Source organism: Candidatus Omnitrophota bacterium, from assembly GCA_030688425.1.
In the GTDB taxonomy this organism is placed as follows: domain Bacteria; phylum Omnitrophota; class Gorgyraeia; order Zapsychrales; family JANLHA01; genus JAUYIB01.
In genome coordinates this window covers 116089-141236 of the sequence record JAUYIB010000012.1, presented here as the reverse complement: position 1 = coordinate 141236, position 25148 = coordinate 116089, and the positions used below count along the sequence as shown (strand labels likewise).

19 protein-coding genes, 2 tRNA genes, 1 other RNA gene and 1 pseudogene are annotated in these 25148 nt (G+C 56.1%); 22 read left to right on the top strand and 1 reads right to left on the bottom strand.

Features of this window, described 5'->3' with window-relative positions; translation table 11 throughout:
- Positions 1 to 132 precede the first annotated feature (132 nt).
- From secG to Q8Q08_01650, 12 genes are all read left to right on the top strand, one after another.
- Positions 133 to 450: a preprotein translocase subunit SecG gene (secG, locus tag Q8Q08_01705; protein ID MDP2652723.1), complete on the top strand. Its 318-nt coding sequence runs from the start codon at positions 133 to 135 to the stop codon at positions 448 to 450.
- Between the two features lie 102 nt (positions 451 to 552).
- The gene (locus Q8Q08_01700; GenBank protein ID MDP2652722.1) at positions 553 to 2271 is read left to right on the top strand and encodes an ABC transporter substrate-binding protein; all 1719 of its coding nucleotides are present in this window, start codon (positions 553 to 555) and stop codon (positions 2269 to 2271) included.
- Positions 2268 to 3239 (top strand): ABC transporter permease, encoded by a 972-nt coding sequence (locus tag Q8Q08_01695; protein ID MDP2652721.1) that lies wholly within the window; start codon positions 2268 to 2270, stop codon positions 3237 to 3239. The genes Q8Q08_01700 and Q8Q08_01695 overlap by 4 nt, the downstream gene beginning before the upstream one ends.
- Positions 3240 to 3361: 122 nt before the next feature.
- Positions 3362 to 4444 carry an ABC transporter permease gene (locus Q8Q08_01690; protein ID MDP2652720.1) on the top strand — a complete coding sequence of 361 codons (1083 nt, stop codon included), beginning with the start codon at positions 3362 to 3364 and terminating at the stop codon, positions 4442 to 4444.
- Between the two features lies 1 nt (position 4445).
- Positions 4446 to 5231 (top strand): ABC transporter ATP-binding protein, encoded by a 786-nt coding sequence (locus Q8Q08_01685; GenBank protein MDP2652719.1) that lies wholly within the window; start codon positions 4446 to 4448, stop codon positions 5229 to 5231.
- 15 nt (positions 5232 to 5246) lie between these two features.
- A complete protein-coding gene (locus Q8Q08_01680; protein ID MDP2652718.1) occupies positions 5247 to 6110 on the top strand; it encodes an ATP-binding cassette domain-containing protein in 864 nt (287 codons plus the stop codon).
- Positions 6111 to 6142: 32 nt separating this feature from the next.
- Positions 6143 to 8455, top strand: a complete 2313-nt coding sequence (locus Q8Q08_01675; protein ID MDP2652717.1) for a tetratricopeptide repeat protein — start codon at positions 6143 to 6145, stop codon at positions 8453 to 8455.
- A 114-nt stretch (positions 8456 to 8569) separates the two neighbouring features.
- A complete protein-coding gene (glgC, locus tag Q8Q08_01670) occupies positions 8570 to 9802 on the top strand; it encodes a glucose-1-phosphate adenylyltransferase (protein MDP2652716.1) in 1233 nt (410 codons plus the stop codon).
- A gap of 34 nt (positions 9803 to 9836) precedes the next feature.
- A complete protein-coding gene (locus Q8Q08_01665; GenBank protein ID MDP2652715.1) occupies positions 9837 to 11033 on the top strand; it encodes a trans-2-enoyl-CoA reductase family protein in 1197 nt (398 codons plus the stop codon).
- Between the two features lie 208 nt (positions 11034 to 11241).
- Positions 11242 to 11460: a helix-turn-helix domain-containing protein gene (locus Q8Q08_01660; GenBank protein ID MDP2652714.1), complete on the top strand. Its 219-nt coding sequence runs from the start codon at positions 11242 to 11244 to the stop codon at positions 11458 to 11460.
- 41 nt (positions 11461 to 11501) lie between these two features.
- A complete protein-coding gene (locus Q8Q08_01655) occupies positions 11502 to 11768 on the top strand; it encodes an acyl carrier protein (GenBank protein ID MDP2652713.1) in 267 nt (88 codons plus the stop codon).
- Positions 11769 to 11834: 66 nt separating this feature from the next.
- Positions 11835 to 15143: an AAA family ATPase gene (locus Q8Q08_01650; protein MDP2652712.1), complete on the top strand. Its 3309-nt coding sequence runs from the start codon at positions 11835 to 11837 to the stop codon at positions 15141 to 15143.
- Positions 15144 to 15289: 146 nt separating this feature from the next.
- Here Q8Q08_01650 and Q8Q08_01645 read toward each other — a convergent pair whose 3' ends face one another.
- Positions 15290 to 16468: a sensor domain-containing diguanylate cyclase gene (locus Q8Q08_01645; GenBank protein ID MDP2652711.1), complete on the bottom strand. Its 1179-nt coding sequence runs from the start codon at positions 16466 to 16468 to the stop codon at positions 15290 to 15292.
- Between the two features lie 215 nt (positions 16469 to 16683).
- Between Q8Q08_01645 and Q8Q08_01640 the strand changes: the two genes are divergently transcribed.
- The 10 genes and pseudogenes from Q8Q08_01640 (at position 16684) to rnpB (ending at position 25113) form a co-directional block, all read left to right on the top strand.
- A complete protein-coding gene (locus Q8Q08_01640; protein MDP2652710.1) occupies positions 16684 to 17268 on the top strand; it encodes a CvpA family protein in 585 nt (194 codons plus the stop codon).
- A 28-nt stretch (positions 17269 to 17296) separates the two neighbouring features.
- Complete coding sequence (locus Q8Q08_01635; protein ID MDP2652709.1) at positions 17297 to 18253, top strand: NGG1p interacting factor NIF3; 957 nt, start codon at positions 17297 to 17299, stop codon at positions 18251 to 18253.
- Positions 18250 to 20016, top strand: coding sequence for a DNA primase (dnaG, locus tag Q8Q08_01630; protein ID MDP2652708.1), 1767 nt, complete (start codon positions 18250 to 18252; stop codon positions 20014 to 20016). The genes Q8Q08_01635 and dnaG overlap by 4 nt, the downstream gene beginning before the upstream one ends.
- A gap of 4 nt (positions 20017 to 20020) precedes the next feature.
- On the top strand, positions 20021 to 21637 hold the full coding sequence (rpoD, locus tag Q8Q08_01625) for an RNA polymerase sigma factor RpoD (protein ID MDP2652707.1): 1617 nt from the start codon (positions 20021 to 20023) through the stop codon (positions 21635 to 21637).
- A gap of 154 nt (positions 21638 to 21791) precedes the next feature.
- Positions 21792 to 22634 (top strand): hypothetical protein, encoded by an 843-nt coding sequence (locus Q8Q08_01620; GenBank protein MDP2652706.1) that lies wholly within the window; start codon positions 21792 to 21794, stop codon positions 22632 to 22634.
- A gap of 297 nt (positions 22635 to 22931) precedes the next feature.
- Positions 22932 to 23005 (top strand) — tRNA-Ile (locus Q8Q08_01615).
- Between the two features lie 130 nt (positions 23006 to 23135).
- A tRNA-Val gene (locus Q8Q08_01610) sits at positions 23136 to 23212 on the top strand.
- Positions 23213 to 23473: 261 nt separating this feature from the next.
- Complete coding sequence (locus Q8Q08_01605) at positions 23474 to 24199, top strand: C4-type zinc ribbon domain-containing protein (protein ID MDP2652705.1); 726 nt, start codon at positions 23474 to 23476, stop codon at positions 24197 to 24199.
- 30 nt (positions 24200 to 24229) lie between these two features.
- Positions 24230 to 24610: pseudogene (locus Q8Q08_01600) on the top strand (ribonuclease HI family protein).
- 17 nt (positions 24611 to 24627) lie between these two features.
- Positions 24628 to 25113: RNase P RNA component class A (gene rnpB / locus Q8Q08_01595), an RNA gene on the top strand.
- The last annotated feature ends 35 nt before the right edge of the window (positions 25114 to 25148 follow it).

Sequence of the window (25148 nt, the reverse complement as noted above, 5' to 3'; positions counted from 1 at the left end):
CCGAAGGCGACATAAGTTGGTTGGCCGAATTAACCCCGCCGATTTGCTTCGTTCGGAATCGCGAAGCGATTCCGGCGGTTGAGGCAGGCGGGGCAACAAGATAGATATAATCATTACCCAAAGGAAACTCTTATGACAGGACTTGTGATTTTTGTTCATACGGTTGTCTGTATTTTTCTCGTGGCGGCGATCCTCATGCAGAAAGGGAAGGGCGGCGGGTTGGCGGAGAGTTTCGCCTCGGCCGAGACCATGCTGGGGGCCAGGACCAACGCGTTCATGGTGAAAACCACGGCAATCCTGACCACGCTTTTTATCGTGACCTGTCTGTCCTTGGCCTTTCTTTCGGCAAAAAAAGGACAGTCCATCGTCCCCAGTTCCGTGAATGTCAATCCGCCGGCCAAATCGGCATTGGATGTCATGCCGCCCCTGCCGGTCAACGCGACACCGTAGCCCTTAAGAATGCCCCGCATTCCCGGTTGTGAAAAATCCGGAACCTTCCGGACGATCCCCGCTCGCGCCAGAACCGATGTTATGTCTTTTGCCCCGGGTTTTATGAAACTTCGGGGCTTTTTGTTTCTGGCGGCTTTGTCCCTGAGCCTGGCCCCTTGCCCGCCGGCCCGCGCGGACAACAAGCACGGCGGACAGATCGTCCTGTCCACCACCTCGGATCCCCGTTCCTTTAACGACATCATCGCCAAGGAAACCTCAACCTCGGAGATCACGGGCCTCATTTTTGAAGGGCTCACGCGCACCGATCCTGAAACCCTCAAGATCATCCCCACTCTGGCCGAGCGCTGGGAGGTCAGCGAAGACGGGCTGACCTGGACGTTCCATCTGCGCCGGGGCGTGCAATGGAACGACGGGCATCCGTTCACGGCGGACGATGTGGTCTTCACGTACAATGACCTGATTTTCAATCCCGACATCCCGACCTCCTCCCGGGACATCTTCACCATCGACGGCAAACCGTTCGCCGTTTTCAAGATCGACGATCATACGGTCCGGTTCATCCTGCCGGTCAAATTCGCTCCGTTCCTGCGCGGAGTGGGCCAGGCGATCGTGCCCAAGCACAAGCTGGCACAGCCGCTCAAAGAGGGGAAATTCAATTTTACCTGGGGCATTGACACGGCCCCCCGAGAGATCGTGGGGACGGGACCGTTCCGTCTCGCGAAATACGAGCCGGGACAGCGGATCGTGCTGGAAGGGAATCCCTATTACTGGCGCAAGTCCGCCGAAGGAGACCGCCTGCCGTATGTAGACCGGCTCATTTTTTTGATCGTGCAGAACGCGGACGTGGAGCTGCTGAAATTCCTGGAAGGGAGCGTGGACGCCTACAGTTTTCGGGGGATGGATTACCCGTTGCTGAAGCCCATGGACCGGGAAAGGAATTTCACCGTTTATGACATGGGCCCGGCGTTCGGAAGCAATTTCCTGGCCTTTAACCTGAATGCCGGCCAGAACCCGAAGACCTCTAAGCCGTTCGTGGACCCGGCCAAGCTGTCCTGGTTTACCGATCCCGCGTTCCGCCGGGCCGTGGCGCACGCGGTGGACAAGAAACGGATGATCGAGATCGTCAAGAACGGTCTCGGGTATCCGCAGGATTCGCCGATGAGCCCGGCCGACGCGTTTTTTTACAATCCCGGCGTTCCTCAATACGAATATGATCTGGAAAAGGCCGCCCGTACCCTGAACGAAGCCGGGTTCAAGCGCAAAAACGGCGACGGCGTCCTGGAGGACAGCCAGGGGCGCCCGGTGGAATTCACCCTTTACACGAACGCCGACAACTCCGAGCGGATGGACATCGCCGCGATCATCCGCAACGATCTGGAAAAACTCGGCATGAGGATCAATTTTAAGCCGGTGGAGTTTAATACCCTGGTCAGCAAGCTCACCTCGACGTTTGAATGGGACGCCCTCGTCATGGGGCTGACCGGCGGGGTGGAGCCGCATTTCGGCAAGAACGTCTGGTCCTCCGACGGCCAGCTGCACCTGTGGAACCCGCGACAGAAAGCCCCGGCCACGGACTGGGAAAAACGGATCGACGAACTTTTCAGCCTCGGCGTCCAGGAGCTGGATGAGGGAAAGCGGAAAGTTTTTTATGACGAGTTCCAGGTGCTCGTGTCGCAGCAGCTTCCGGTCATCTACACGGTGTTGAGCGCGAGGATTTCCGCCGTCCGGAACAGGTTCGGCAATCTCCGGCCCACGGCCTACGGCGGTATTTTCCATAACCTTGAGGAGATCTATATCCTCCCGGAGCAGAGAAGGCCATGACGCGGTTCATCCTTCGAAGAATCCTGATCGCGATCCCCATGCTGTTCGCCATGGCGCTGTTGACGTTCATCCTGATGCGGCTCACGCCGGGCAATTATCTGGATTCGATCCGGCTGGACCCTCAAATTTCGCAGGAGACCATTGCCCGGTATGAAAAACTTTACCAGTTGGACAAGCCCGTCTGGCAGCAGTATTTTTATTGGCTGAAAAATTTGTTTCTGAAGGGCGAGCTGGGGTTCTCTTTCCATTACAACGTGCCGGTGTCGCACGTGATCGGCGGCCGCATCCTGAACACGTTCCTGCTGTCGTTCGCGAGTTTTCTGTTCACGTGGCTGATCGCGATTCCCCTCGGCATCTGGGCCGCTTTGAACCGCAATGGCGTCGTCGACCGTGTGGTCCAGTTTTTGTCGTATGTCGTGCTGTCTGTCCCGGGATTTTTCGTGGCCATGATCCTGCTGTTCTGGGCGAGCCGGACCGGCGCCTTGCCGCTGGGCGGGATGTACGGCCCGGATTTCGACCAGCTTTCCGCCTGGGGCCAAGGCTGGGACATCTTGAAACATTTGGCCATCCCGACGGTCGCTTTGTCGATGGGTTCGGTCGCGGCCCTCCAGAGGATCATGCGCGGTAACATGCTGGAGGTCCTGGGCCAGCAGTATATTTTGACGGCCCGGGCCAAAGGTCTTCCGGAGAACCGGGTGATCTATGTGCACGCGCTGCGCAACGCGATCAATCCTTTGATCACCTTGCTGGGGTATGAATTTTCGTCCTTGTTGAGCGGAGCGGCCCTGATCGAGATCATTTGCAGCTGGCCGGGGCTGGGGGCCTTGATGCTGAAAGCGGTTTTTGCCAAAGATATTTATCTGGTCATGGCGAGCATGCTGATGGGCGGGGTGATGTTCCTGCTGGGGAATCTTATAGCTGACATTTTGCTGGTCAAGGCCGATCCGAGGATTCGTTATGGTCAATGAGCCCTAAACTTACGGAGCCGTAGGCGACAGTAAGTTTGCGGGCGAATTGACGCCGGCGTTTTGCTTCGTCCCCTCAGGGACGATTGAAGCAGCCGGCGGGTGTGAAAGGTGATTCCAGAGACATGAGTCAAAGCGAATTTCAAATCCACTTGCGGCAATTCCGGAAGAACCGGCTGGCGGTTGTCTGCGCCTGGGTCCTGGCGGCCCTGTATGCCGTGGCTCTGTTTGCCGATTTTCTCGCCCCGTACACTTATCGGGATGAGGACCGCAAGTATTCCTATTGCCCGCCCACGGCCGTGCGGGTATGGGACGAGGGGCGGCTGTCCATGCCGTTCGTATACGGGATCAATCTGACCTTCAACGATCTGCACGCCCGCGTTTATGTGCAGGACAATGCCCAGAAATATCCTGTCCGTTTGTTCGCGCGGGGTGAAGAATACAAATGGCTCGGAGTCATCCCCAGCCGGACGCACCTCTTCGGCGTGGACGCGCCGGGGCGGATCTATCTTTTGGGCGCAGACGCGAGGGGGAGGGACGTCTTTTCCCGTCTGATGTATGGGGCCAGGATTTCTTTGTCTATCGGGTTGATTGGTGTCTTGATCTCCTTCACGATCGGGTTGATCGTGGGCGGGATCGCCGGTTATTACGGCGGCTGGGTGGATAACGCGCTCATGCGGATCTGCGAGATGTTCATGATGGTGCCCGGCTTTTATCTGCTGCTGGCCCTGCGGGCCGCGGTGCCGGAAAATTTCAATTCCGTGCAGATTTATTTCGCGATCGTTATCATCCTGTCATTCATTTCCTGGGCGAGTCTGGCCAGGATCATCCGCGGGATGTGCCTGTCCCTGCGGGAGAGAGAATACGTGCTGGCGGCCAAGGCCATCGGGCTTTCGGACATGGCGGTCATTATCCGCCACATCCTGCCGCACACCGTTTCCTATTCGATCGTGGCGGTGATGCTTTCGATCCCCGGGTATATCCTGGGCGAGTCGGCGTTGAGCTTGATCGGGCTGGGCATCCAGGACCCTTTTGCCAGCTGGGGCAACATGCTCACCGACGCGATGAGCATCGTGCGGATCCAGTTCGCGCCGTGGATCCTGTGGCCGGCGTTTTTTATTTTTCTGACGATTGTTTCGTTCAACATCGTGGGCGACGCTCTGCGCGATTGTCTGGATCCGCTGCTGAAAACGGGGAGGGAAGGGTAGGATGGCGGACGACCTTTTGGTGGTGAAGGACTTGACCGTAGAAGTCATCGGATCCGGACGTCCCCGGCCTATCGTCAAAGACGTGAGTTTCCGCCTTTCCGCGGCCTCGATCCTGGCGCTTGTGGGCGGGTCGGGGAGCGGCAAGACCACAACGGGCCTGTCGATCCTGCGGCTGCTGCCGCCGGCGCTGCGCATTGTCAGGGGGGAGATCGTTTTTGGCGGGCAATCCCTTCTGGGGCTTGACGGGGAGAGCATGCGGCGCCTGCGGGGCCGGAGGCTCGGCATGGTGTTCCAGGAGCCATTGTCGGCGATGAACCCTGTCTTTTCGGTAGGGGAGCAGATCGAAGAGGTCCTGCGGTTCCATACGGACCTGGCGGGGCAAAAGCGGAGAGAGGCGGTGCTTGATCTTTTGGACCGGGTCGAGATTCCCGATCCCCGGCGGGTTTATCAAAGTTATCCGCACCAGTTGAGCGGAGGGATGCGCCAGCGGGCCATGATCGCCCAGGCCATCGCGGCGTCTCCGGGCCTGATCATCGCGGATGAACCGACGAGCAGTCTGGATGTGACCCTCCAGGTGAGGATCATGGACCTTTTCCGGAAATTGCGCAAGGAGATGGACCTTTCCATCGTCCTGATCACGCACGACCTGGGCGTCGTGGCGCATCTGGCCGATGAAGCGGTCGTGCTTTCCGGCGGAGAAGTCGTGGAGTCCGGATCCGTTGCGCAGGTGCTGGGGTCACCGAAGCATCCGTACACCTGCCGGCTGCTGGAGACGTTGAAGGTTTGAGGAGGGGAATAGAAAATGCTTGTTGAACTGAAAAACATCAAAAAATATTTTCGCGTCCGCAAAGACCTGCCGTGGGTTCCGGCGCAGGATGTCCGCGCCGTTGACGGTGTCGACCTGTCCATCCGCGAAGGAGAGCACCTGGGCCTGGTGGGGGAATCCGGAAGCGGCAAGACGACGCTGGGGCGGATCCTTCTGCGTCTGCTGTCCCCGGATTCAGGCCGCATTGTTTTTTGCGGCCGGGATATTTCCGGTTTTTCCCCGAATCAGATGAGGCCTTTGCGCAAGGACATGCAGATGGTCTTTCAAGACCCGTATACAAGCCTGGACCCCCGGTTTTCGATCCGGAACACCCTGCAGGAAGCCATGACCTTTCTTCCGGATTTGTCGCGGAAAGAGCGGGACGAAAGGATGAGGGAGGCCTTGAGCGCCGTTCACCTCCCGGAGGGGGCCCTGGAGCGGTATCCCCATGAATTCAGCGGAGGGGAACGCCAGCGGATCGCCATCGCCCGGGCGGTGATCATGCGTCCCAAGCTGATTGTTCTGGACGAGGCCGTGTCCTCGCTGGACGTCCTGGTGCAGGAGGAGATCATCCAATTGCTCCAGGACCTGCGGGGGAAATACGCCCTGACATATTTGTTTATTTCCCATAATCTGCGCGTCATCAAAAAACTGTGCTTCAAGATCACGGTCATGTGCCAGGGGAAAATCCTGGAGAGCGGCCCCTGCGAAGAGGTTTTCCGGCAGCCGATGCACGGCTATACGCAGCAATTATTGAGGGCGGCCATTGACTATCAATCCTCGCCAAGAGATAATAAACCTGCCGCAGATCCCGGCGCGTCCATGGTGCACCGTGGCAACGATCACTGGGTCCTGGAATAAGCCGGTGTGATCTTTTTCTGAAAGGGAGGGACATGAGCCTGGATTTTTGGAAAAAATTGAGCATTCTGGTCGGTCTGATGGCCATCGCCATGATTTTCGGCGTTACGATCTTCATGGCCAATCTTGAGATCAAGGACCTCGACCTGTGGCTTCACATCGGGACGGGGCGCTACATCGTTGAGAACGGTTTTGTCCCCTCTCAGGACGTGCTGTCCTGCACGATCGCCGGCAAGGACTGGGTGAACCACGAGTGGCTCTTTCAGGTCCTGATTTATTGGATCGACAAGTTCTGGGGGCCGGACGGGCTGATTTTCATGCAGGTGCTCCTTGTGACCGTCACGATGGCGGTCCTCCTGCTGTTGGGGTACAACAACGAGAAACAACTCGGTGTGATTTTTTGTCTCTTATTGGTCAGTCTTATCTATCACGGTCGGTTCACCATCCGTCCGGATCTGTACAGCCTGCTCTTTTTTGCCTTGTTCATTTACATCATGTCGCTCTGCCTGGACCGCCGTTGGTCGGTCTGGGCCCTGTTCGGGATCCAGGTCCTCTGGGCCAATATGCACGGGTTCTTTTTCTTCGGGCCGCTGTTTGTGATGATCGGCCTTTTCGCCGAGTGGCTCAAACGCCATGCGCCTCTGCCCTACGAGTGGAACCATTCCGGACGGCTGACAAACGAGGAATACCGGCGGCTCAAATGGATCCTGGTCGCGGTGGTGGCCGCGTGTCTCCTGAATCCGCTGACGTTCCAGGGCGCCTGGTATCCGATCGGCGTCTTCATGCAAATTTCGGGAGAGTCCAAGATATTTTTCGACAAGATTGTGGAACTGAAGCGGCCGATCACCCAGGGGAATATTTTTTCTCTCGAGCCGTACCCTTATTACCGGCTTCTGATCCTTTTGTCGTTCATCAGTTTTGTTTATAACCGCCGGAAGCTCGACATCGGCGTTCTTGTCTTCTGGATCGTTTTTCTCGTCTTTTCTCTCTCCGCGGTCCGGAACCTGGTGTTCTTTGCTTTCGCCGCCTACCTGGTGTTCGTCACCAATGCCTTGAGCATCTCGTTGCGGGATATCGTGCCCATCCGGATCACGGACAAAAAGTTCATCCATTTGACGGCGATTTTTATCAAGGGATTTTTGATCGTCTGGATGCTTCAGTTTATCTCCGACGCGTCTTTGAACGGTTATTATGATTTCGACAAATATGAACGCAAAAGCGAATTCGGCGGAGTGTCTCAGCGCATTTATCCCCAAAAAGCCGCCGATTTTCTTGTGGACAACAAGGTCAAAGGTAACTTTTTCAATGACTTCAATTCGGGGGCGTATCTGGTGGGGCGAACCTCGCCCGACATCAAGGTCTTTATCGACGGCCGCACAGAGGTCTACGGCCCCGCGTTTTTCAAATTCTACCAAAGCATCTGGGAAAAGGACAATGACGAGGAGTTTGCCAAGGCCATGGAGAAGTACCGGATCACCGGGGTCTTTTTCAGCTCCGTCCACAGCCATATCCCCAAAAACGATCTCAATTACATGTACCGTAACCCGGACTGGTCGGTGGTCTATTTTGATTTTGACGGGGTGATCTTTTTGAAAAATATCCCCGAGCATCAGGCGGTCATCGACAAGCACAAGATTGATCTCGCCCAATGGAAAGCCAAAGAACTCAATTTGTATCGCCTGGGGGCGGCCCAGGTCGTCGCGTATCAAAACACAAACAGGGCTTACACCCTGGATGCCCTGGGCCTGGACGGCCCGGCGCTGGCCGAGGCCCAGGCGGCCGTGAAGGTGAACCCCAGCCACCACGAGCCTTATAAAATGATCGGCGCGATTTACGGCCGGCAGAAAGAGTACCAAAAGGCCTTTGAGAATTTCCGCCTGGCGGCGCTGTTCGCAACCCACGATCAGAAAATCCGGGAGAATATGGCGCAGGCGCTCTTTGACCTGAACGAATACGAGCATGCCGTGAGCCAGTATCAGCGGGTCATTGAGATGTGGCCGGGCGATCCGAAAAATTATTTCCTTCTGGCCAGGGCTTACGCGCATGACGGCAAGTATGAAGACGCGGTCAAGACGGTCCGGCAGGGATTCCGGATGAACCCCCATGCCGTTGAGGATATGATGATGCTTGGCAATTTTTTGATTGAAAAAAACCAGCGGAAGCCGGCGCAGGAAGTGTTCTCCGCTTTGTCGGAGGCCAAGAAAGAAGACGCCGCGGTGCTCCGCAGGCTGGGCGACGTCTATGAGGCCCTGGGGGACAGGGAGTCGGCCCGGGAATTGAACGAGCGGATCCTGAATCTTTCTACGCAAAATCAGGCCGTTTCCAACGGCGTCCAGCCGGGAAATTGACCAGGGCCTGGCGGGGAGAGGGACGAAAAACCCTCGATTCCCGTTGAAAACCTCCTGAGATGAACGTATAATACGGCGAATCAACTCAAATTCTTTTTGAAAGCAGTCTGATCCATGCGAGAAGTCCTGACATTTATCCTGGCCGGGGGTAAGGGGGAGCGGTTAAACCCTTTGACCCGCGACCGCGCCAAACCCGCCGTTCCGTTCGGGGGAATTTACCGGATCATCGATTTTACGCTGAGCAACTGCATCAACTCCGGCCTGCGCCGCATCTACGTCCTGATCCAGTACAAATCGTTTTCCCTGCAGAAACACATCCTGGCCGGATGGGACATCGTGTCCTCCCAGCTGGGGGAATTCATCGACGTGATCCCGGCCCAGCAGAGGATCAGCTCCGACTGGTACAGGGGCACGGCGGACGCCATCCATCAGAATATTTACGCTATCCATGACCTGAATCCCGAATTCATCCTGATTCTTGCCGGAGATCACATCTACAAGATGGATTACCGCCGGATGATTGATTTTCACAAAGAGCGCGGCGCCGACATGACCGTGGCCTGCATCAAGATGCCCAAAGACACGTCCACCAGTTTCGGCGTGATCGAGGTCGACGGCCAGAGCCGGGTCTGCGGCTTTCAGGAAAAACCGCAGTCTCCCCGGACCATTCCCGGCGAGCCGGCTTCCATATTCGCCTCCATGGGGATTTATCTGTTCAGCCGGGACGTTCTCCTGGATGAGCTGGCCAGCGACTCCAAGTCGGCCCAGTCCGACCACGATTTTGGCAAGAACGTTATTCCCCAGATGATCCTGAACAAGAGGAAGGTATTTGTCTACAATTTCGTGGACCAGAACAACAAGCCGAAATACTGGCGCGACATCGGGACGCGCGACGCGTACTACCAGGCCAACATGGACCTGGTCAAGCCCCAGCCGGAATTCGACCTGTTTGAAAAGCAGTGGCCTGTCCGGACGTATCACGAGCAGCACCCGCCGATCAAGATCATCAGCGTCGTGGAGGAAAACAAGAAAATCGTCAACGGGCTGATCGAGAATTCCCTGATCTCCGGCGGCTGCATGATCAGCGGCGGCGAGGTCAGCGGATCCGTCCTTTCTTCGAACGTCAAGATCGAAAAGCATGCCCAGGTGCAGGCCTCCGTCCTGATGGAGGGCGTCATCGTCGGGGAAAACGCCAAGATCAAGAGCGCGATTATCGATAAGGAAGTCATTATCCCTCCGCATTCCCGCATTGGTTACGATTTGGAGCTGGACCGCAAGCGTTTTGATGTGACGACATCGGGCATTGTGATTGTCCCCAAGCGGCGGCAGGTCCAGACCGGAGAGTAACCGTTCGATGTTTTCACCATGGAAAGGCTGAAGCATGATCGTTGAACCGAAAATCCGAGGGTTTATCTGCACCACGGCCCATCCGGCCGGATGCGCCAAGAACGTCAAGGACCAGATCGATTTCATCAAGGGCAAGCCGCCGGTCGTTTCCGGCCCCAGGCGGGCGCTGGTGATCGGCGCGTCGAACGGCTACGGCCTGGCGTCGCGCATCGCCGCGGCGTTCGGGTCCCGGGCCGCCACCATCGGGGTTTTCTTTGAAAGACCGGCTGAGGGAAAAAGGACCGCCACCGCCGGATGGTACAATTCCGTGGCTTTTGATCTGGCGGCACGGGCCGAAGGGCTGTATGCCAAAAGCGTCAACGGCGACGCATTCTCCGACGAAATCCGCCGGCAGGTCATCGGGATGGTCAAGAAAGATCTGGGGCCCCTGGATTGCGTGATCTACAGCCTGGCCTCGCCCCGGCGCGTGCATCCGAAGACGCAAGAAATTTTTAAGTCCACTCTCAGGCCGACAGGAGGCGTTTATACCAATAAGTCGATTGATTTCGAGAAGAATGAGGTGACGGAAGTTTCGTTGCCGGCGGCCACGCCGCAGGAAGTCGAACATACCGTCAAGGTCATGGGCGGGGAGGATTGGCGGATGTGGATCGAGGCCCTGGACGCCGAAAAGCTGGTGGCCCCGGGCGCGATCACGATCGCGTATTCCTACATCGGGCCGGAGGTGACCCGAGCCGTTTACCGCAACGGCACCATCGGTGCGGCCAAGGACCACCTTGAGGCCACGGCCAAACAGATGGATGCGGTGTTCCGGCAGAAAGGCGGCCGCGCGCTGGTGTCTGTTAATAAGGCCCTGGTCACACAGTCCAGTTCCGCGATCCCGTTCATCCCATTGTATTTTGTATTGTTGATGAAGGTCATGAAGGCCAAGGGTGTTCATGAGAATTGCATCCAGCAGATTTATCGTTTGTTTGCGGACCGCATTTACGCGGGCCGTCCCAACAGTGCCATTCCGGTGGACGAGGCCGGGCGCGTGCGCATTGATGATTGGGAAATGCGCGACGATGTCCAGTCCGAAGTGATGGCCCTCTGGAAAGATGTCTCGACGGAGAATGTGTCGAAAATCGCGGACGTCCAGGGGTATAACGAGGAATTCCTCCGGCTTTTCGGGTTTGGAATAGACGGCGTGGATTACGCAAAGGATGTGGATGTCGATCTTCCGATTCCCTCATAGTCTGGCCCGCCCGGTTTTGTCGAATTTCCTTATGGTTAAATTCATGAATCAAGGCTTGTATGAAACAGCATATTATGCAATCATATGTAATACGATGCAATTTTAAGATACTGGACGATTCATTTATGCAATTAAATGTATTTAATGTGAAAAATATGTAAAAAAAGTTGACATAAGATATTAAACGTAATAAATTGAAATAGTCGAAATGCATATCAACCTTGATCAAGAAATCAAACACGACTCGGACACATCCATGGTTGATGACGTCCTTATGACAATTGATGATTTGGCCCAGTATTTGCGGGTCAAGAAGCGCACCATTTATGACTGGGTGAAAAAAGGAAAGATTCCTGCCATTAAGACCGTGGGGCAGTGGAGGTTTAGAAAAGAGAAGGTCGACGCCTGGTTAGAGCACCAACAATAATTATCTTAGAGAAGGCCGCAGTGTTTTAAGGAGGAGGTTGCATGGCTGAACAGCAGTCTGGACTGAACGTTGAGCAGGAGCTGAGGAAGCTCGTGGCGGAAATTTTGGAGACCGAGCCGGAGAAAGTGGACCTTGGCGCCAGTTTTGTCAAGGACCTGGGGATGGATTCCATGATGGCCCTGGAGATCCTCGCCGGTATCGAGAAAAGATATAAAATCGTCATCCCTGAAGATATGCTGCCGAAATTCACGGACCTGCAGTCGACCATCAAGATCGTGGAAGGATTGATCGCGTCCCAGAGGAGATGACCATGACTCGTTGTCAGGAGATCCGCGCCGGCCGAACCCGCATGACAACCAAGAGAGGAGTTGTTCATGTATTTTAAGAAACTCGAAATCTTCGGATTCAAATCATTCGCGGATAAGACGGTCTTGAATTTTGAGCAGGGGATCACGGCTGTCGTCGGTCCCAACGGCTGCGGCAAGAGCAATATTTTCGACGCCATCCGCTGGGTCCTCGGAGAGCAGAGCGTCAAGGAACTGCGCGGTTCGGAGATGGGCGATGTCATTTTTAACGGCACCGACAAGAAGCCGGGGCTGGGCTTTGCCGAAGTGAGCCTGACTTTTTCCAACGAATCCCGAATGCTGCCGATCGAATACGACGAGGTGACCGTCACCCGCCGGCTGTTCCGTTCCGGGGAAAGTGAATATCTGCTGAACAAGACCCCGGTCCGGCTCAAGGACACTCTCGAGCTTTTTATGGGCACCGGCATCGGCGCGGAAGCGTATTCAATGGTCCAGCAGGGACGGGTGGACCTGGTCGTGAGCGCCAAGCCCGAAGACCGGCGCATCATCCTTGACGAGGCCGCCGGCATCACCAAGTATAAATCCAAGAAAAAGGAGGCCATGGGCAAGCTCAAGGACACGGAAGACAACCTCCTGCGCATCAATGACATCGTCATCGAGGTCAAGCGCCAGATCTCCTCGTGCGAGCGCCAGGCCAACAAGGCCCGCCGGTATAAGGAAGAATTTGAAAAGCTCAAGAATTTTGAAGTCGGTTTTGCCCGCCACCAGATCGATGTCTATTCCAGCCAGGAAGCGGAACTCCAGTCGCACATGAACGACCTGCGTTCGAAGGAAGCCCAATTGAACGAGGAGCTGCGTGAATTCAATGAGCTCCTGGAGCACCAGACCCAGCTTCTGGAGGAGGTCGAAGAAAAAGTCAACGAGCTCACTGCCGAAGAAATCAAGGTCGACAGCCAGATCGACATCAACAACCGCCAGATCGGTTTTAATGAAGAGCGCCTGCAGAATATTTCCCGGAATGAGGCCCGCCTTCAGGAGCAGAAAGATTCCTTGCTCCTGCGCGGCCGCCAGCAGCAGGAGAAGATGGATGAATTGAAGCAGGTCCTGGCCCGCATGGAAGAGACCGCGGCCCGCAACGCGCAGGCCCTGGAGGAGAAGCGGCGGGCCCTGGAGGCGATCGCCCAGACGGTCCGTGACGCGCGCCAGACGATCCAGGCCGAAGAGGAGAAAATTCTTGAGATCACGTCCCGCCAGGTCCATCTGAAAAACCGGCTGACCGAGATCATGAAAGAGATGCAGGGAGGCCTGGCCCGCAAGCGGCGCCTGGAGATGGAAAATGTCAAGGTCTCATCGGAGAAAACCGAGATCGATAACCGCCTGCAGGAAGTTTCGCGGAACATCGAGTCCACCACCGAGGCCGTTGCCCAGATCAAGGCGCGGCTTCAGCAGGAAAATGAAGGGCTCAGCGGTCTCACGCTCCAGCTCAACACCCAGCAGGCACGGATCGACGATCTGGAAAAGCGGAAATTGTTTTTGATCTCCCAAAAGGATTTTATCGAGAAGCTCCGCGTCCAGTATCAGGGCATTCCCGATCCCGACGTCATCGGCCGCCTTTTTACCCAGCGGCCGCCGCTACAGCATCACACCGGCATCATCGGCAAGGTCCGCGAGTTCCATCCGGCCGATCCGGCCAAGCAGGAGGCCCTCCGGGCGTCGTTTCCCGATCCCAGCCAGGAGCTTTTTGAGATCGTCTGCGAGGCCAAATTCATCGAGCTTGACCCCCAGCAGATTTCCGCGGAGATAGACGGGATTTCCGGAGAATTGGAACAGAATATGGCCGTCAAGAATGAGACCCAGGCCCGGATCGACCAGCAGAAACTGTCTATGGAACATATCGAAGCCGACCTGCGCGAGCGCGAAAAGACGCTGTCGATCTATGAGTCCCAGAAAAAGGACGTGATCGGCGAATCGGACAAGCTTAATGAGGAGCTCGGCCTGGTGGCTCTGGAACTTCAGGAGGTATTGGAGACGCTGGCGGGTTTGAAAAAATCGGAGGAAGAGTCGAGCCAGCAGTTGGACCAGCTCAACCAGGATCTCTTGTCCTGCCAGATCCGCATCCGCGAACAGCAGGACCTGATCGCCGCCAAATCCCAGGAGCGCGAAGAGACAACCGTGGCCGTGGCCCAGCTGGAAACCGAAATTCAGTCCTTTGCGGAGCAGCGTTCCGGGTATGACGCGAACCTGCAGATGTTTTCCCAGGCGGTGGAGGAATGCCGGGCGGAGGTCCAGAAGATCGACGAGGAATCCGGGGAGTTTTCTTCGAAAAAAGAGACGTATCTCAAGGAGATCGAGGACCTGACCCTGGCCATCGACCAGTTGAAGGAGCAGAAAAAATCTTTCGAAGGCACTTTGTCGGGCTACATCCGGCAGAGGGAGGAGAGCACGCAGAAGCTCAACAGCGTGCGGGCGAGCATCGCGTCCTGCGCCGGAGAGACAGAGGACATCAAGAATCAACTCCATCAGCTGGAGTTGAACTGCCAGCAGACGTCCTTCCAGGAAAAAGAGATCCGCGACAGACTGATGCAGACGTATCGGATCAATCTGGACGAGGCCCTGGCCCAGATGGCGGCCGCGGCCCAGCAGCCGCAGGCCGAAGGCCAGCCTCAGCCGGCCCCGGTCCCGTCGGATCCGCAGACCCTGCAAGATGAAATTGAACGCCTGCGCAAGCGGTGCGAATCGTTCGGGACGGTCAATCTCGTGGCCATCGAAGAATTCGACGAGCTGCGGGGCCGATTCGAATTTTTGACCAAACAGCAGAGCGATTTGATCAGCGCCCGCGAACAGCTCCTGCAGACCGTCCAGAAGATCAACCGCCAGACCCGTCAAATGTTCATGGACACCTTCACCAGGGTCAGCGAGGAATTCCGGATTTATTTCCGGATGCTGTTCGGCGGCGGGGAGGCCCAGCTCCTTCTTTTGGACCCGGAAAATGTGCTGGAGTCAGGCATCGAAATCGTGGCCCGGCCCCCGGGCAAGAAGCTGCAGAACATCAGCCTCCTGTCCGGCGGAGAAAAGACCCTGACCGCGATCGCGCTCATTTTCGGCGTTTTTAAAGTGAACCCCAGTCCGTTCTGCGTCCTGGACGAAATCGACGCGGCCCTGGACGAGTCCAACGTCGGGCGTTTCAGTTATTTGCTGAAGGATTTTTCCAAGATCGCCCAGTTCATTGTGATCACCCACAACAAAAAGACGATCGCCAGCGCGAACGTTATGTACGGGATCACCATGCAGGAAACCGGCGTGTCCAAGATCGTTTCCGTGAAGTTTGCAGAGAAGAAGGACGATCCCCGCCAGGAAGAAGTCACGGCGGGGGTCTAATGAGCACTTGGCTTGCGGAGCCGCAGGCGACGCAAGTCAACTGTGCGAATTAGCCCCAGCGGTTTGCCCTGCGGAGCGGTGAGGGCAGCTGGGGTTAATGAGGTTTTCTTCAGAATTCCAACGCGAAGATCAGTTTGTTTGGCAGATTAAGGCAGGCAGGTCCGGTTTTTTCCGCCGAATTTGGCGATGTACATCGCTTTGTCGGCGTTGGCGATCAGGTCTTCTTTGGTCGCCGCGTGTTCCGGAAACGTCGCCAGTCCGATGCTGACAGTGACATTCATGTCGGCGTTCGGCAGGAAGTGGGCGAAACGGTAGGATTCGATGTTCTTGCGGACCCTTTCCGCGACTTCGAATCCTTGCTCTTTGGTGGTCTGCACCAGAATCACCGAGAATTCCTCTCCTCCGTAGCGGCAGACATAGTCGATGGTTCTCGACGAGTTCCTCAGGATCTGCGCCATCTCCTTGAGGACCATATCTCCGTTCTGGTGCCCGTAGGTGTCGTTGAGCTGCTTGAAGTTGTCGATGTCGATGATCAAAAGACTCAGCGGCAGTTTTTTCTCCTGGGCGTCTTTCACCTCTTCCGCGAGTCTCTCCTGGAAAAAGCCGTGATTCCACAACAACGTGATCGAATCGGTATGGCTTTTCTGCACAACCATTTCGTAGAGCTGTGAATTTTCGATCGCCAGGCCGGCCTGGTTGGCCAGCATGGTGAACATCTTGATGTCCTCTTCCTTGATGGGCTTTTGCGTATAGAGGTTGTCGGCGATGATCAGCCCGTTGACCGCGTCCTTGGCCTTGAGGGGGATAAGAATCACTTCATTTGTCGGGAAGACGCGGATGAGCGGATCATGGGCGAACTGCCCGATCTGGGCCGGCGCGATATGGATGGGAACCCCCTGATGATAGGCGCGGGACATGAGACTGCCGTCGTTGGAGTTGAGGGGAAGCCGGAACTCCTTGAGCGATTGATAAAGACCCGACCGGCCTACGATTTCCTCAATGTTGTCGGTCTGAATCATGTCTTCGAGTTTTTGTTTGGAATTTTCGAGATATTTCCATATCCGGTCGGCATGTTCCCCGGATTCCGGGCCAATGGCCATGCGGCATTCCAGACAGCGATCCTTTTTGTTGACAAGAAAAAGGAGGGCCCGGTTGAACCCCAGTCCGGTATGGGCCGTGACGCTGGTCAGGATGATGTAGAGGATGTGATCCAGCTCCAGCGTGGTTCGCATCGCGCAGCTGATTTCATACAGGGTGTTCAGTTCCTGACTCGCCCTGTGCAGTTTTTCTTCCAGGATAAGGTGTTGTTCCGGTATTGTTTTCATAGATACGTCCTTATTAAGGTGCATGGCTTGAAAGATAGCACTTTCCGGGGGCATTGTCAAGTCTGCGGGTTTTTAAAAATTATCCAGTAATCCCGCAACCCGATATTTGTCAAATGGTTATGGCTGCTTTAGAAGCTCGGATTTAGTGAAAGCGCTTTCTTGACACCCCTGTGGGCGTGTGTTATACTTTACCAACATTAGCGCCGGAACTCAAGATGATAGAGCCATTTTTATCCGCCATTAACTGGATTGACATCCTTGTTTTGGGTATCCTGGCCAGGTGCATTTACGCCGGGGGAACCTACGGGTTCATTGTGGAATTTTTCAAGTTCCTCGGCATGCTGATGGCGACATTCATTACGCTGCATTATTATACGGGGTTCGCGGCGTTTTTGCAGGGCATCATGTTCATCTCCTGGGAAATGCCCGTGGTCATCGCCTATGGGATACTGTGGGGCGGCGTGGTCCTGATCTTTAAGATTATCCGGGACGGGTGGCTGATCCTTTTCAAGACGGAAACTCACCCGGTCCTCAACAAATGGGGAGGGGCTTTTCTCGGCGGTATCCGCAGCATCATGGTCTGCGGGATGATGTTCCTGGCGTTCCTCCTTTCGGAGCATCCTTACCTGTCCAGAACCGCCAAGGCCTCGCTGTCAGGGTTTTATCTCGTGGATTTCTCTCCCAGCGTTTACAATTTTTGTTACGAAAAGTCGGTGGCGAAAATTTTCTCGACTGAAAAGAAAAACGAAGCCGCCTTCGAGATCAAAGATATCGGGGTCAAGAAGAATAAAAAGAAGTGACCCCCGGTTTCTTTATTGAGGTTTTGCCTTGCAACTGGGCGAGATTTACGATTTTTTTGTCCGAGAAGGGATCCGGGCGGATGTCCGAGGCCGTGAAGGCATGGCCGGATATCTGCGGGATGTCCGCAGCCGGTACCGGAAATTGGGCCGGCGGGACAAGAAGTTCTTTGATAAGGAATCACTGACCAATCCGTATGCGGACACCCGCATTCTAAACGGTGACCGCCGGCGGGACGTCCGAAGGGTCATGATCGGGATCGACATCGAGACCGGAGAAATGCTCCTGGCCGACCGCCTGGGGCGTAACGGCCGGCCCGTGGACCTGGTCATCGCCCATCACCCTGAAGGCGTTGCCTTGGCAGGGCTGTCCGAGGTGATGGGATTGCAGGCGGAGCATCTGCAAATCCTGGGAATGGCCCGAGAGCCGGCCCAGGAACTGATGAAACAGCGGATGGACGAGGTGGCCCGCCGTCTGCATAGCGGCAATCATTCCCGCACGGTGGACGCCGCGCGGCTCTTGGGGATCCCGCTGTTGTGCTGTCATACCCCGAGCGATAATCTTGTGACGCAATATTTGCAGAGACGGATGGATCGCCGGAAACCCGGGACCCTGGAGGACGTCGTTGATTTGCTTTTGGAGGAACCGGAATATCAGGACGCCATGAAGGACAAGGCCGGGCCGGTGATCCTGTCCGGCAAGGCCAGGGACAAGGCCGGGCGCGTCCTGGTGGATATGACGGGGGGAACGGAAGGGTCGCAGGAGATTTTCGGGCGGTTGTCCCAGATGGGAATCGGGACCTTGCTGGGGATGCACCTGTCGGAAACGCATTTTGAGAAAGTCAAAAAAGAATTTATGCATGTGGTGATCGCCGGGCACATTGCGAGCGACAATCTGGGGCTGAACATGTTGCTGGATAAATTGGAGAGACGCGGCAAACTTGAGATCATCACCTGTTCCGGGTTCCGGAGAGTGAGGCGGATATGAGCTTCATTCCCAACGACGTGATAGACCAGGTTTTGGACCGGAGCGACATTGTCCAGGTCATCGCCGGTTATGTGCCATTGAAGAACGCCGGGCGGAGCTTCAAGGCCCTGTGTCCGTTCCATCACGAAAAGACGCCGTCGTTCGTGGTGAATCCGGACAAACAGATTTTTCACTGTTTCGGCTGCGGGGTGGGCGGGAACGTCATCTCGTTCGTGATGAAACAGGAACGGATGGAATTTCCCGAGGCGGTCAGGTTTCTGGCGGACAAGGCCGGGGTTCTTATCCCAGAGACATCGGAGCACGGGGAGCAGACCCGGCAGTTGAGACAGCAGCTCGTGAAGATCAACGAGCTGGCCCTCAAATTTTTTCACGCGAATTTGTTCTCTGACAAAAGTCCGGCAGGCGCGGCGGCGAGGGAGTATCTCACGGGGCGGCAGGTGACCCCCGACATTGCGAAGATTTACCAGCTCGGATTCGCGCCCGACGCGTGGGACACGCTGATGGCCCATCTCCGTCAGGAAAATGTCCCTCTGGACATGATGGAGAAAGCCGGGCTCATCATCGCCAGCAATAAGCGCGACGGGTATTATGACCGTTTTCGAAACCGGGTGATGTTCCCGATCCTTGATTACCGGGGGCAGTGTGTGGCTTTCGGGGCGCGCAGTCTGGATCCCCAGGACCAGGCCAAATACATCAATTCGCCCGAGACGCCGATCTACACCAAGGGCCGGCATCTTTACGGCCTGCACTGGTCCAAGGACGCCGTGGTCAAAAACGATTGCGCGGTCGTGGTCGAGGGGTACATGGATTTCCTGATGCCCCACCGGGCCGGGATTCCTCACTGTGTCGCGTCCCTGGGCACGGCGCTGACCGTTGAGCAGATCCGGCTTCTCAGGCGTTACACGCACAACGTGGTCATGCTGTTTGACACGGATCCGGCCGGCCAGGCCGCGATGATCCGCAGCCTGGACCTCCTCATCGAGGAGGGGATGAATGCCAGGATAGCGACACTGGCGGAGAAGGACGACCCGGATTCGTTCGTCCGCAAGCATGGCGTGGACAAATTCTGCGAACGCTTGGACAACGCTGTTTCGGTCTTTGATTTCAAGTTGAAATATTTGATGGCCAGGATCCCGGCGACCATCGAGGGGAAGGCCAGGATCGCTTCCGAGATGCTGCCGACGATCGCGAAGTTCGGCAACGCCGTGATGCAGTCGGAATATATGAAGCGGCTGGCGGCGGCCCTGGGGATTTCCCAGGAGGCCCTGCACAAGGAGATGGCAAAGGTGTCCTCTCCCGACGGCGCGGCCGCTCCCCGGCCTGCGTCGGCCACGGCCCCGGCGGCGGCCATGAGGCCCGTGGAAAGGGAACTGCTGCGGCTGATGCTCGAAGAGCAGGAGTTCATTCCCCTGACAAGATCCGAGGTCGGGGTGGAAGATTTTCAGAACGAGCATGTCCGCACCATTGTGTCGGAGATTTTCACCATGTTTGACCAGGGCCGGGACATCAATCTTTCGGCCCTGATGAATTGTTTTCAAAGCCAGGACATTCTCAAGATCATCTCGGGCCTGATGGTGTCGCCTGAAATGCCGTCGGTGGATAAGAAAAAGGTTCACACCGATTACATCCAGCGCTTGAAGCAGGAGCGCATGAAGGCCCAGCGTCTTTCCCTGCGCAGCCAGATGGAGACGGCCAAGCATCAGGGGGATCAGCGCAGGATGGAAGAATTGATTTCGGAGTTTAACCAACTCATCAAGGGGTAAACGCATGAAAGGCAGAGAACTTCTTAAGGAAGACATTGACAAGCTCATTACGCTCGGGAAGAAAAAGGGGTTTCTCACGTTTGATGAGGTGAATGCGACGCTTTCGGAATCGATCGATTCCTCGGAAGACATCGACCATGTGTTCGACGTCCTCGATGGCAAGGACATCAAGGTCGTCGATTCCGAGGAGGATTCGGATGAGGCCGAAGATGCCGCTCCCGCCGCCGCAGCAGCCGGGGGGGAAGAGGAAGAAGAATCCCGCGAGCAGCAGATCCGCCGCAGCCGGGAAGAGCAGGGCCGGGAGGACGAATATTCCGACAAATTTATTCCCCTGGACGATCCGGTCAAGATGTATCTCAAGCAGATGGGCTCCATCCCGCTGTTGTCCCGCGAGGATGAAATCCGGCTGGCCAAGCGGATCGAGGAAGCCGAGAAGAGGTTCGCCGAAGCCCTGTTTTTGAGCAAATACGCGCGCAAGGAGGCCCTGGCCACGATTCATAAGGTCCTGGCCGAAGAGATCAACGTCGAGGATGTGATCAAAGACGAGCTGGAGCGCCGTCCCAAGCTGATCAAGGATTTGCAAAAGCTCGTAGAGCAGGTCAAGCGCGCCAAGCCGGGCTCGGAACAATCCGCGAGATATCTGGCCGAGTTCAAGCTGACCGCGTCCGTGAACGAAGACATGGTGATCAGGATCACCGAGATCGTGGAAGCGATCGAAAAAGTCGACCGCGGTCTCAAGGGCAAGAAAAAGGTCCCGAGCGTTTCGGAACTCCGCAAACAGAAACTGGGGCTGCAGAAAGAACTGGGTGACTCCCTGGATGTGGTCAAGGAGCAGCTGCGGATTATCAAGATCCGGCAGGCCAAATTCAACAAGGCCAAAAAACTTCTGGTGGAGGCCAACCTCCGACTGGTGGTCAGCATCGCCAAGAAATACATCAACCGCGGGCTGTCGTTCTTGGATCTGATCCAGGAAGGCAACATGGGCCTCATCCGCGCGGTGGAAAAATTCGAATACAAACGCGGGTATAAATTTTCGACGTATGCCACCTGGTGGATCCGCCAGGCCATCACGCGCTCCATCGCCGACCAGGCGCGGACGATCCGCATTCCGGTCCATATGACGGAAACAATCAACAAGATCATCCGCGTGTCGAGGCTTTTTGTGCAGGAATACGGCCGTGAGCCGTCCGCCCAGGAGATCGCCAAGCAGATGCGCATCCCCGTGAGCAAGGTCAAGGAGATCCTCAAGATTTCCCAGGTCCCGATCTCTTTACAGACGCCGATCGGAGACGAGGGTGACACGAATTTCGGAGATTTCATCGAGGATAAAAAGGCCGTATCCCCGGCCAACGCGACCCTGCATTCGATGCTCAAGGACGAGATTTCCTCCGTCCTGGAAACGCTGGATGAGCGCGAGAGAAAAATCCTGGAGCTCCGGTTCGGTATCCATGACGGGACCAGCCGGACCCTGGAGGAAGTCGGGAGCGAATTCAACGTGACCCGTGAACGCGTCCGGCAGATCGAATCCAAGGCGCTGAGGAAGCTGCGCCACCCGACCCGTTCCCGCCGCATCAAGGCGTTCTTGGACATGGCGGCCCGCGACGCGGAAGGGTCCTTCTGAGGCGGTTGTCCCGTTGTCCGTATTCCGTGAAAAGGCCTGCCGGTGTTTTCGGCAGGCCTTTTCTTTGGGTCCTTAAATTTCTTCGCGGGCAGTGCATTCCGGTTGTCCTGTGATATAATTGAAATACGTTTAACCGTAAAAGAACAGAGACGGCATGAAAAGAACCCTTTTGTTCCTGTGTTTCCTTTGGGCCCTGTCTCCGTCTGTTGTCCGGGGGGAGGACCCGGCCTCCGGGCAGGTTGATCCCAAGACCAAGGAGATCGCCAATGAGGCGATCCTGAGCATCTATCAGGATGTCCTCGCGGAAAAGGAGAATTACAAAGAGCTTTCGGCCTTCGGACCGAGCGCCCTTTATGAAAATCAGCAGGGGATTTACGCGATCGTTTATGAATACAAAGGCACTTCAGAGAGACCCTATAAAACCCCTTACGCCTTTGGCCTGACTATTGATCGGATCGATGACAGAACGTTTCCCTCCCGGGCGACCTCGTTTAATTTTTCATTCCCACTTCTGGATGTGAAAATGTCCGGTTATCTGAACAAGCATTTGCTCCGGACGCAGTTTGACCTTATGCCGTTGGTCCAGAAATACGGGATGGTGTTGGGCCAGCATCAGCAGTCCTACATGCCGCTCCGGATGGAGCTCAGGCCGCTGCAGGACGTGTATTATACGCGCGAGGACATCGAGTTCGAGGTGGTCCTGAAAAATGTCACCAAGCGCCATATGTGGGTCCGGCATATGGGGCCGGAAAATCTGTATTTTCTCATCGACAACATGGCCTGGGGGACCTATCCGACCAGCGCGGTCGGCCAGGGGGCCTCGGTCATTTTGAGGTCGGGGGATTCGATTTCTCTGCGGCTGAAAGGGGAGAGCTTTCAAAGGCCCAAGGAGTTTGAAATTTATAGCGTTTACAGCATGAGCATCCAGGGGGTGAACCCGTCCGCCACTCTCAAGATCAATGTCGTTGACCGTCCGGCTTCCAAATCCGCCCCGTAGCGCGTTGCCTTTCGTTTGCAACCTCTTCCCCTCGTGAATTTTATTGAAAGTTCGGCTTTCTTGTGATATTCTAAAGGACAAATTTTTGTGCCAAGAACAATCGCAGGCAAGGTCGCGCGGGCTCATCGTTTAACCTGTTTCTGGGCCCGGGACTGTAGCGGCGAAGGCAGCCTTTGAGGAGTGCCTTGTAACCGGAGTTTTGATTTCGGGCCCATAGGCTCAGTCCCTCGCAGGGCTCGGGACTTGATCGCTGAAGAGGACAAGGCGTCGGGCCTCGCAGCAGGGGAATTCAATATCGGGCCCATAGCTCAGTCGGTGAGAGCAGGTGACTCATAATCACTTGGTCGGAGGTTCGAGTCCTTCTGGGCCCAGGATAAGTGACGGACGGGCAGGTTGCGGGAGGTGTTGGGGCGCGTGAGGGGAATATCGGCCCGCGACGCTGTCCTGGACGGAAAATTCAGTTTTTGTAAAGTTGACGCCTGAGGTTTGGGGATTTACGGCGGGCGCATAGCTCAGCTGGTTAGAGCGCTGCCCTCACATGGCAGAGGTCGAAGGTTCGAGTCCTTCTGTGCCCACCAGTATTTGAAATGCGGTTCGAGCAAGGACTCGAACCCAAAGGGTGCGGGAAAAGCATTTTCCCGCGTCGTCGGGGTCACAGTGACCCCGCAGCATTTCTGCGGGGGAGCGTCATAGGGGCGGAGCCCCTGTGAGGAGCGGATCCGCAGCGTAGCGGAGGATCGCGACGTTCGAGTCCTTCTGTGCCCACCATTTCATTTGCGGTTCCGGGGGAAGTCTTGCATGGGGTTTTGCAGCGTTTGTGCTTAAGGAAGGATTGGTTTGTGCCGGAAGTCACGCTCATAGATCAGATACGCAGGCTTGTGAGTCTTCAGAAAATTGACGTACAGATTTACAATCTCAAGAACGAGCTGAGGGATAAGCCGGTTCTCCTTAAAGACCTTACCAGCCGATTTGAAAGCAAGAAAGCCGGACTCAAGGCCCTTGAGGAAAAGCTGAAAGCTATCCTGGTCGAGCGAAAGTCGTTTGAAATGGACCTTCAGTCCAAGGAAGACGCGATCGTCAAATCCAACGCCCAATTGTCGTTGATCAAGACCAACCGGGAATACACAGCCAAACTCACCGAGATCGAGGGAATCCGGGCCGACAAGTCGATGGCCGAGGAAAAAATTTTAATGTCGTATGACCGGGCCGATGCCGTCACGGCGCAGATCAATCAGGAAAAAGCCGTGCTGGCCGAGGAAGAGAAGAAATTCGCCGCACAGAAAAAGCAGATTGAGGATGAGCTGAAGGCGATTGAGGAGAAGGTCCGGTCCCTGGACGCCCAGCGCGGACAGATCGCCCCGGAGGTCAATAAGCCCCTGTTGTCCCGGTATGAAAGAATTTTGGCCAACAAGCACGGGCTGGCGATCGTGCCTGTGGCGGGGATGTCCTGCGGGGGCTGCTATATGAATCTTCCGCCCCAGGTCATCAACGCCATCAAGATGCACGACCAGATGATATGCTGTGAGATGTGTACGCGGATTCTGTACCTGGAAGATGAGATGTGAGATGAGCAGGAACAGGGGCGGGGGCGAACGTTGAGCGGAAAAGAACTTGAAATTTTTACGGACGGGGCGTGCAGCGGCAACCCCGGCCCCGCCGGGATCGGGGCGGTCATCCGCGAAGGCGGAGTCACCATCCGCGCGCTGACCCAGGGGATAGGCCAGGCCACCAACAACATTGCGGAATATACAGCCCTTCTTTACGCCCTCCAGGAAGCCCTGGTCCTCCGGGCCGATAAAGTTTCGGTGTATTCGGACAGCGAACTGATGTGCCGGCAGATCCGCGGGGAGTACAAGATCAAAAATCCCGCGTTACAACAGCTCTTTGACCAGATTCAGCATCTGCTCCGCGGCATTCGGGAGTTCCGAATTCAGCATGTCCCCCGGGAACAGAATACCGAGGCGGACAAACTGGCGCGGGAAGCAATTGCAAAGGAGCAAGCCAAGGCGGTTGCCTCTCCGCGGGAAGCGGAGGGGAGGAAAGTCCGAGCTCCAAAGGATCATGCACCCTGTTAATGCAGGGCCTTTGTCCTGTCACCTCGCGGTGCCAGGGCTACGGGATCAGAGCTACAGTGACGATACTTCGACTCGGCCAACATGTTGGCCTCGCTCAGTATAAATTCCTTGTAAGAGGGTTTACCCTGAGCGACGAGCGCAGCGAGGAGTCGAGGGGTGAAACGAGCAATCTCTGCATGGAGCAAGGCCAAATAGGGAAAGATCCTCCGGTCAAACGGCGGAACGAAGCGGATCCGCTTCGTCACATTTCCGGGTTGGCTGCAAGAGTCCGGCCGGCAAGGCCCCGCGGGTTTTCGTCCGTGGGGGGAGCAATCCCCGGGGTGAGTGGAATAACCGCCGTCCGGCGCGTTCATGCAAATGAACCGCCTGGATGACAGAACTCGGCTTATTGGCTTGCTCGTTCTATTTTCAATGGGGTCCATCGACGATGTATCGTGGA

What these genes read in the sequence shown, in the direction of transcription:
- secG (MDP2652723.1), top strand. Translation starts at nt 133, where the DNA reads ATGACAGGACTTGTGATTTTTGTTCATACGGTTGTCTGTATTTTTCTC.
- Q8Q08_01700 (MDP2652722.1), top strand. Translation starts at nt 553, where the DNA reads ATGAAACTTCGGGGCTTTTTGTTTCTGGCGGCTTTGTCCCTGAGCCTG.
- Q8Q08_01695 (MDP2652721.1), top strand. Translation starts at nt 2,268, where the DNA reads ATGACGCGGTTCATCCTTCGAAGAATCCTGATCGCGATCCCCATGCTG.
- Q8Q08_01690 (MDP2652720.1), top strand. Translation starts at nt 3,362, where the DNA reads ATGAGTCAAAGCGAATTTCAAATCCACTTGCGGCAATTCCGGAAGAAC.
- Q8Q08_01685 (MDP2652719.1), top strand. Translation starts at nt 4,446, where the DNA reads ATGGCGGACGACCTTTTGGTGGTGAAGGACTTGACCGTAGAAGTCATC.
- Q8Q08_01680 (MDP2652718.1), top strand. Translation starts at nt 5,247, where the DNA reads ATGCTTGTTGAACTGAAAAACATCAAAAAATATTTTCGCGTCCGCAAA.
- Q8Q08_01675 (MDP2652717.1), top strand. Translation starts at nt 6,143, where the DNA reads ATGAGCCTGGATTTTTGGAAAAAATTGAGCATTCTGGTCGGTCTGATG.
- glgC (MDP2652716.1), top strand. Translation starts at nt 8,570, where the DNA reads ATGCGAGAAGTCCTGACATTTATCCTGGCCGGGGGTAAGGGGGAGCGG.
- Q8Q08_01665 (MDP2652715.1), top strand. Translation starts at nt 9,837, where the DNA reads ATGATCGTTGAACCGAAAATCCGAGGGTTTATCTGCACCACGGCCCAT.
- Q8Q08_01660 (MDP2652714.1), top strand. Translation starts at nt 11,242, where the DNA reads ATGCATATCAACCTTGATCAAGAAATCAAACACGACTCGGACACATCC.
- Q8Q08_01655 (MDP2652713.1), top strand. Translation starts at nt 11,502, where the DNA reads ATGGCTGAACAGCAGTCTGGACTGAACGTTGAGCAGGAGCTGAGGAAG.
- Q8Q08_01650 (MDP2652712.1), top strand. Translation starts at nt 11,835, where the DNA reads ATGTATTTTAAGAAACTCGAAATCTTCGGATTCAAATCATTCGCGGAT.
- Q8Q08_01645 (MDP2652711.1), bottom strand. Translation starts at nt 16,468, where the DNA reads ATGAAAACAATACCGGAACAACACCTTATCCTGGAAGAAAAACTGCAC.
- Q8Q08_01640 (MDP2652710.1), top strand. Translation starts at nt 16,684, where the DNA reads ATGATAGAGCCATTTTTATCCGCCATTAACTGGATTGACATCCTTGTT.
- dnaG (MDP2652708.1), top strand. Translation starts at nt 18,250, where the DNA reads ATGAGCTTCATTCCCAACGACGTGATAGACCAGGTTTTGGACCGGAGC.
- rpoD (MDP2652707.1), top strand. Translation starts at nt 20,021, where the DNA reads ATGAAAGGCAGAGAACTTCTTAAGGAAGACATTGACAAGCTCATTACG.
- Q8Q08_01620 (MDP2652706.1), top strand. Translation starts at nt 21,792, where the DNA reads ATGAAAAGAACCCTTTTGTTCCTGTGTTTCCTTTGGGCCCTGTCTCCG.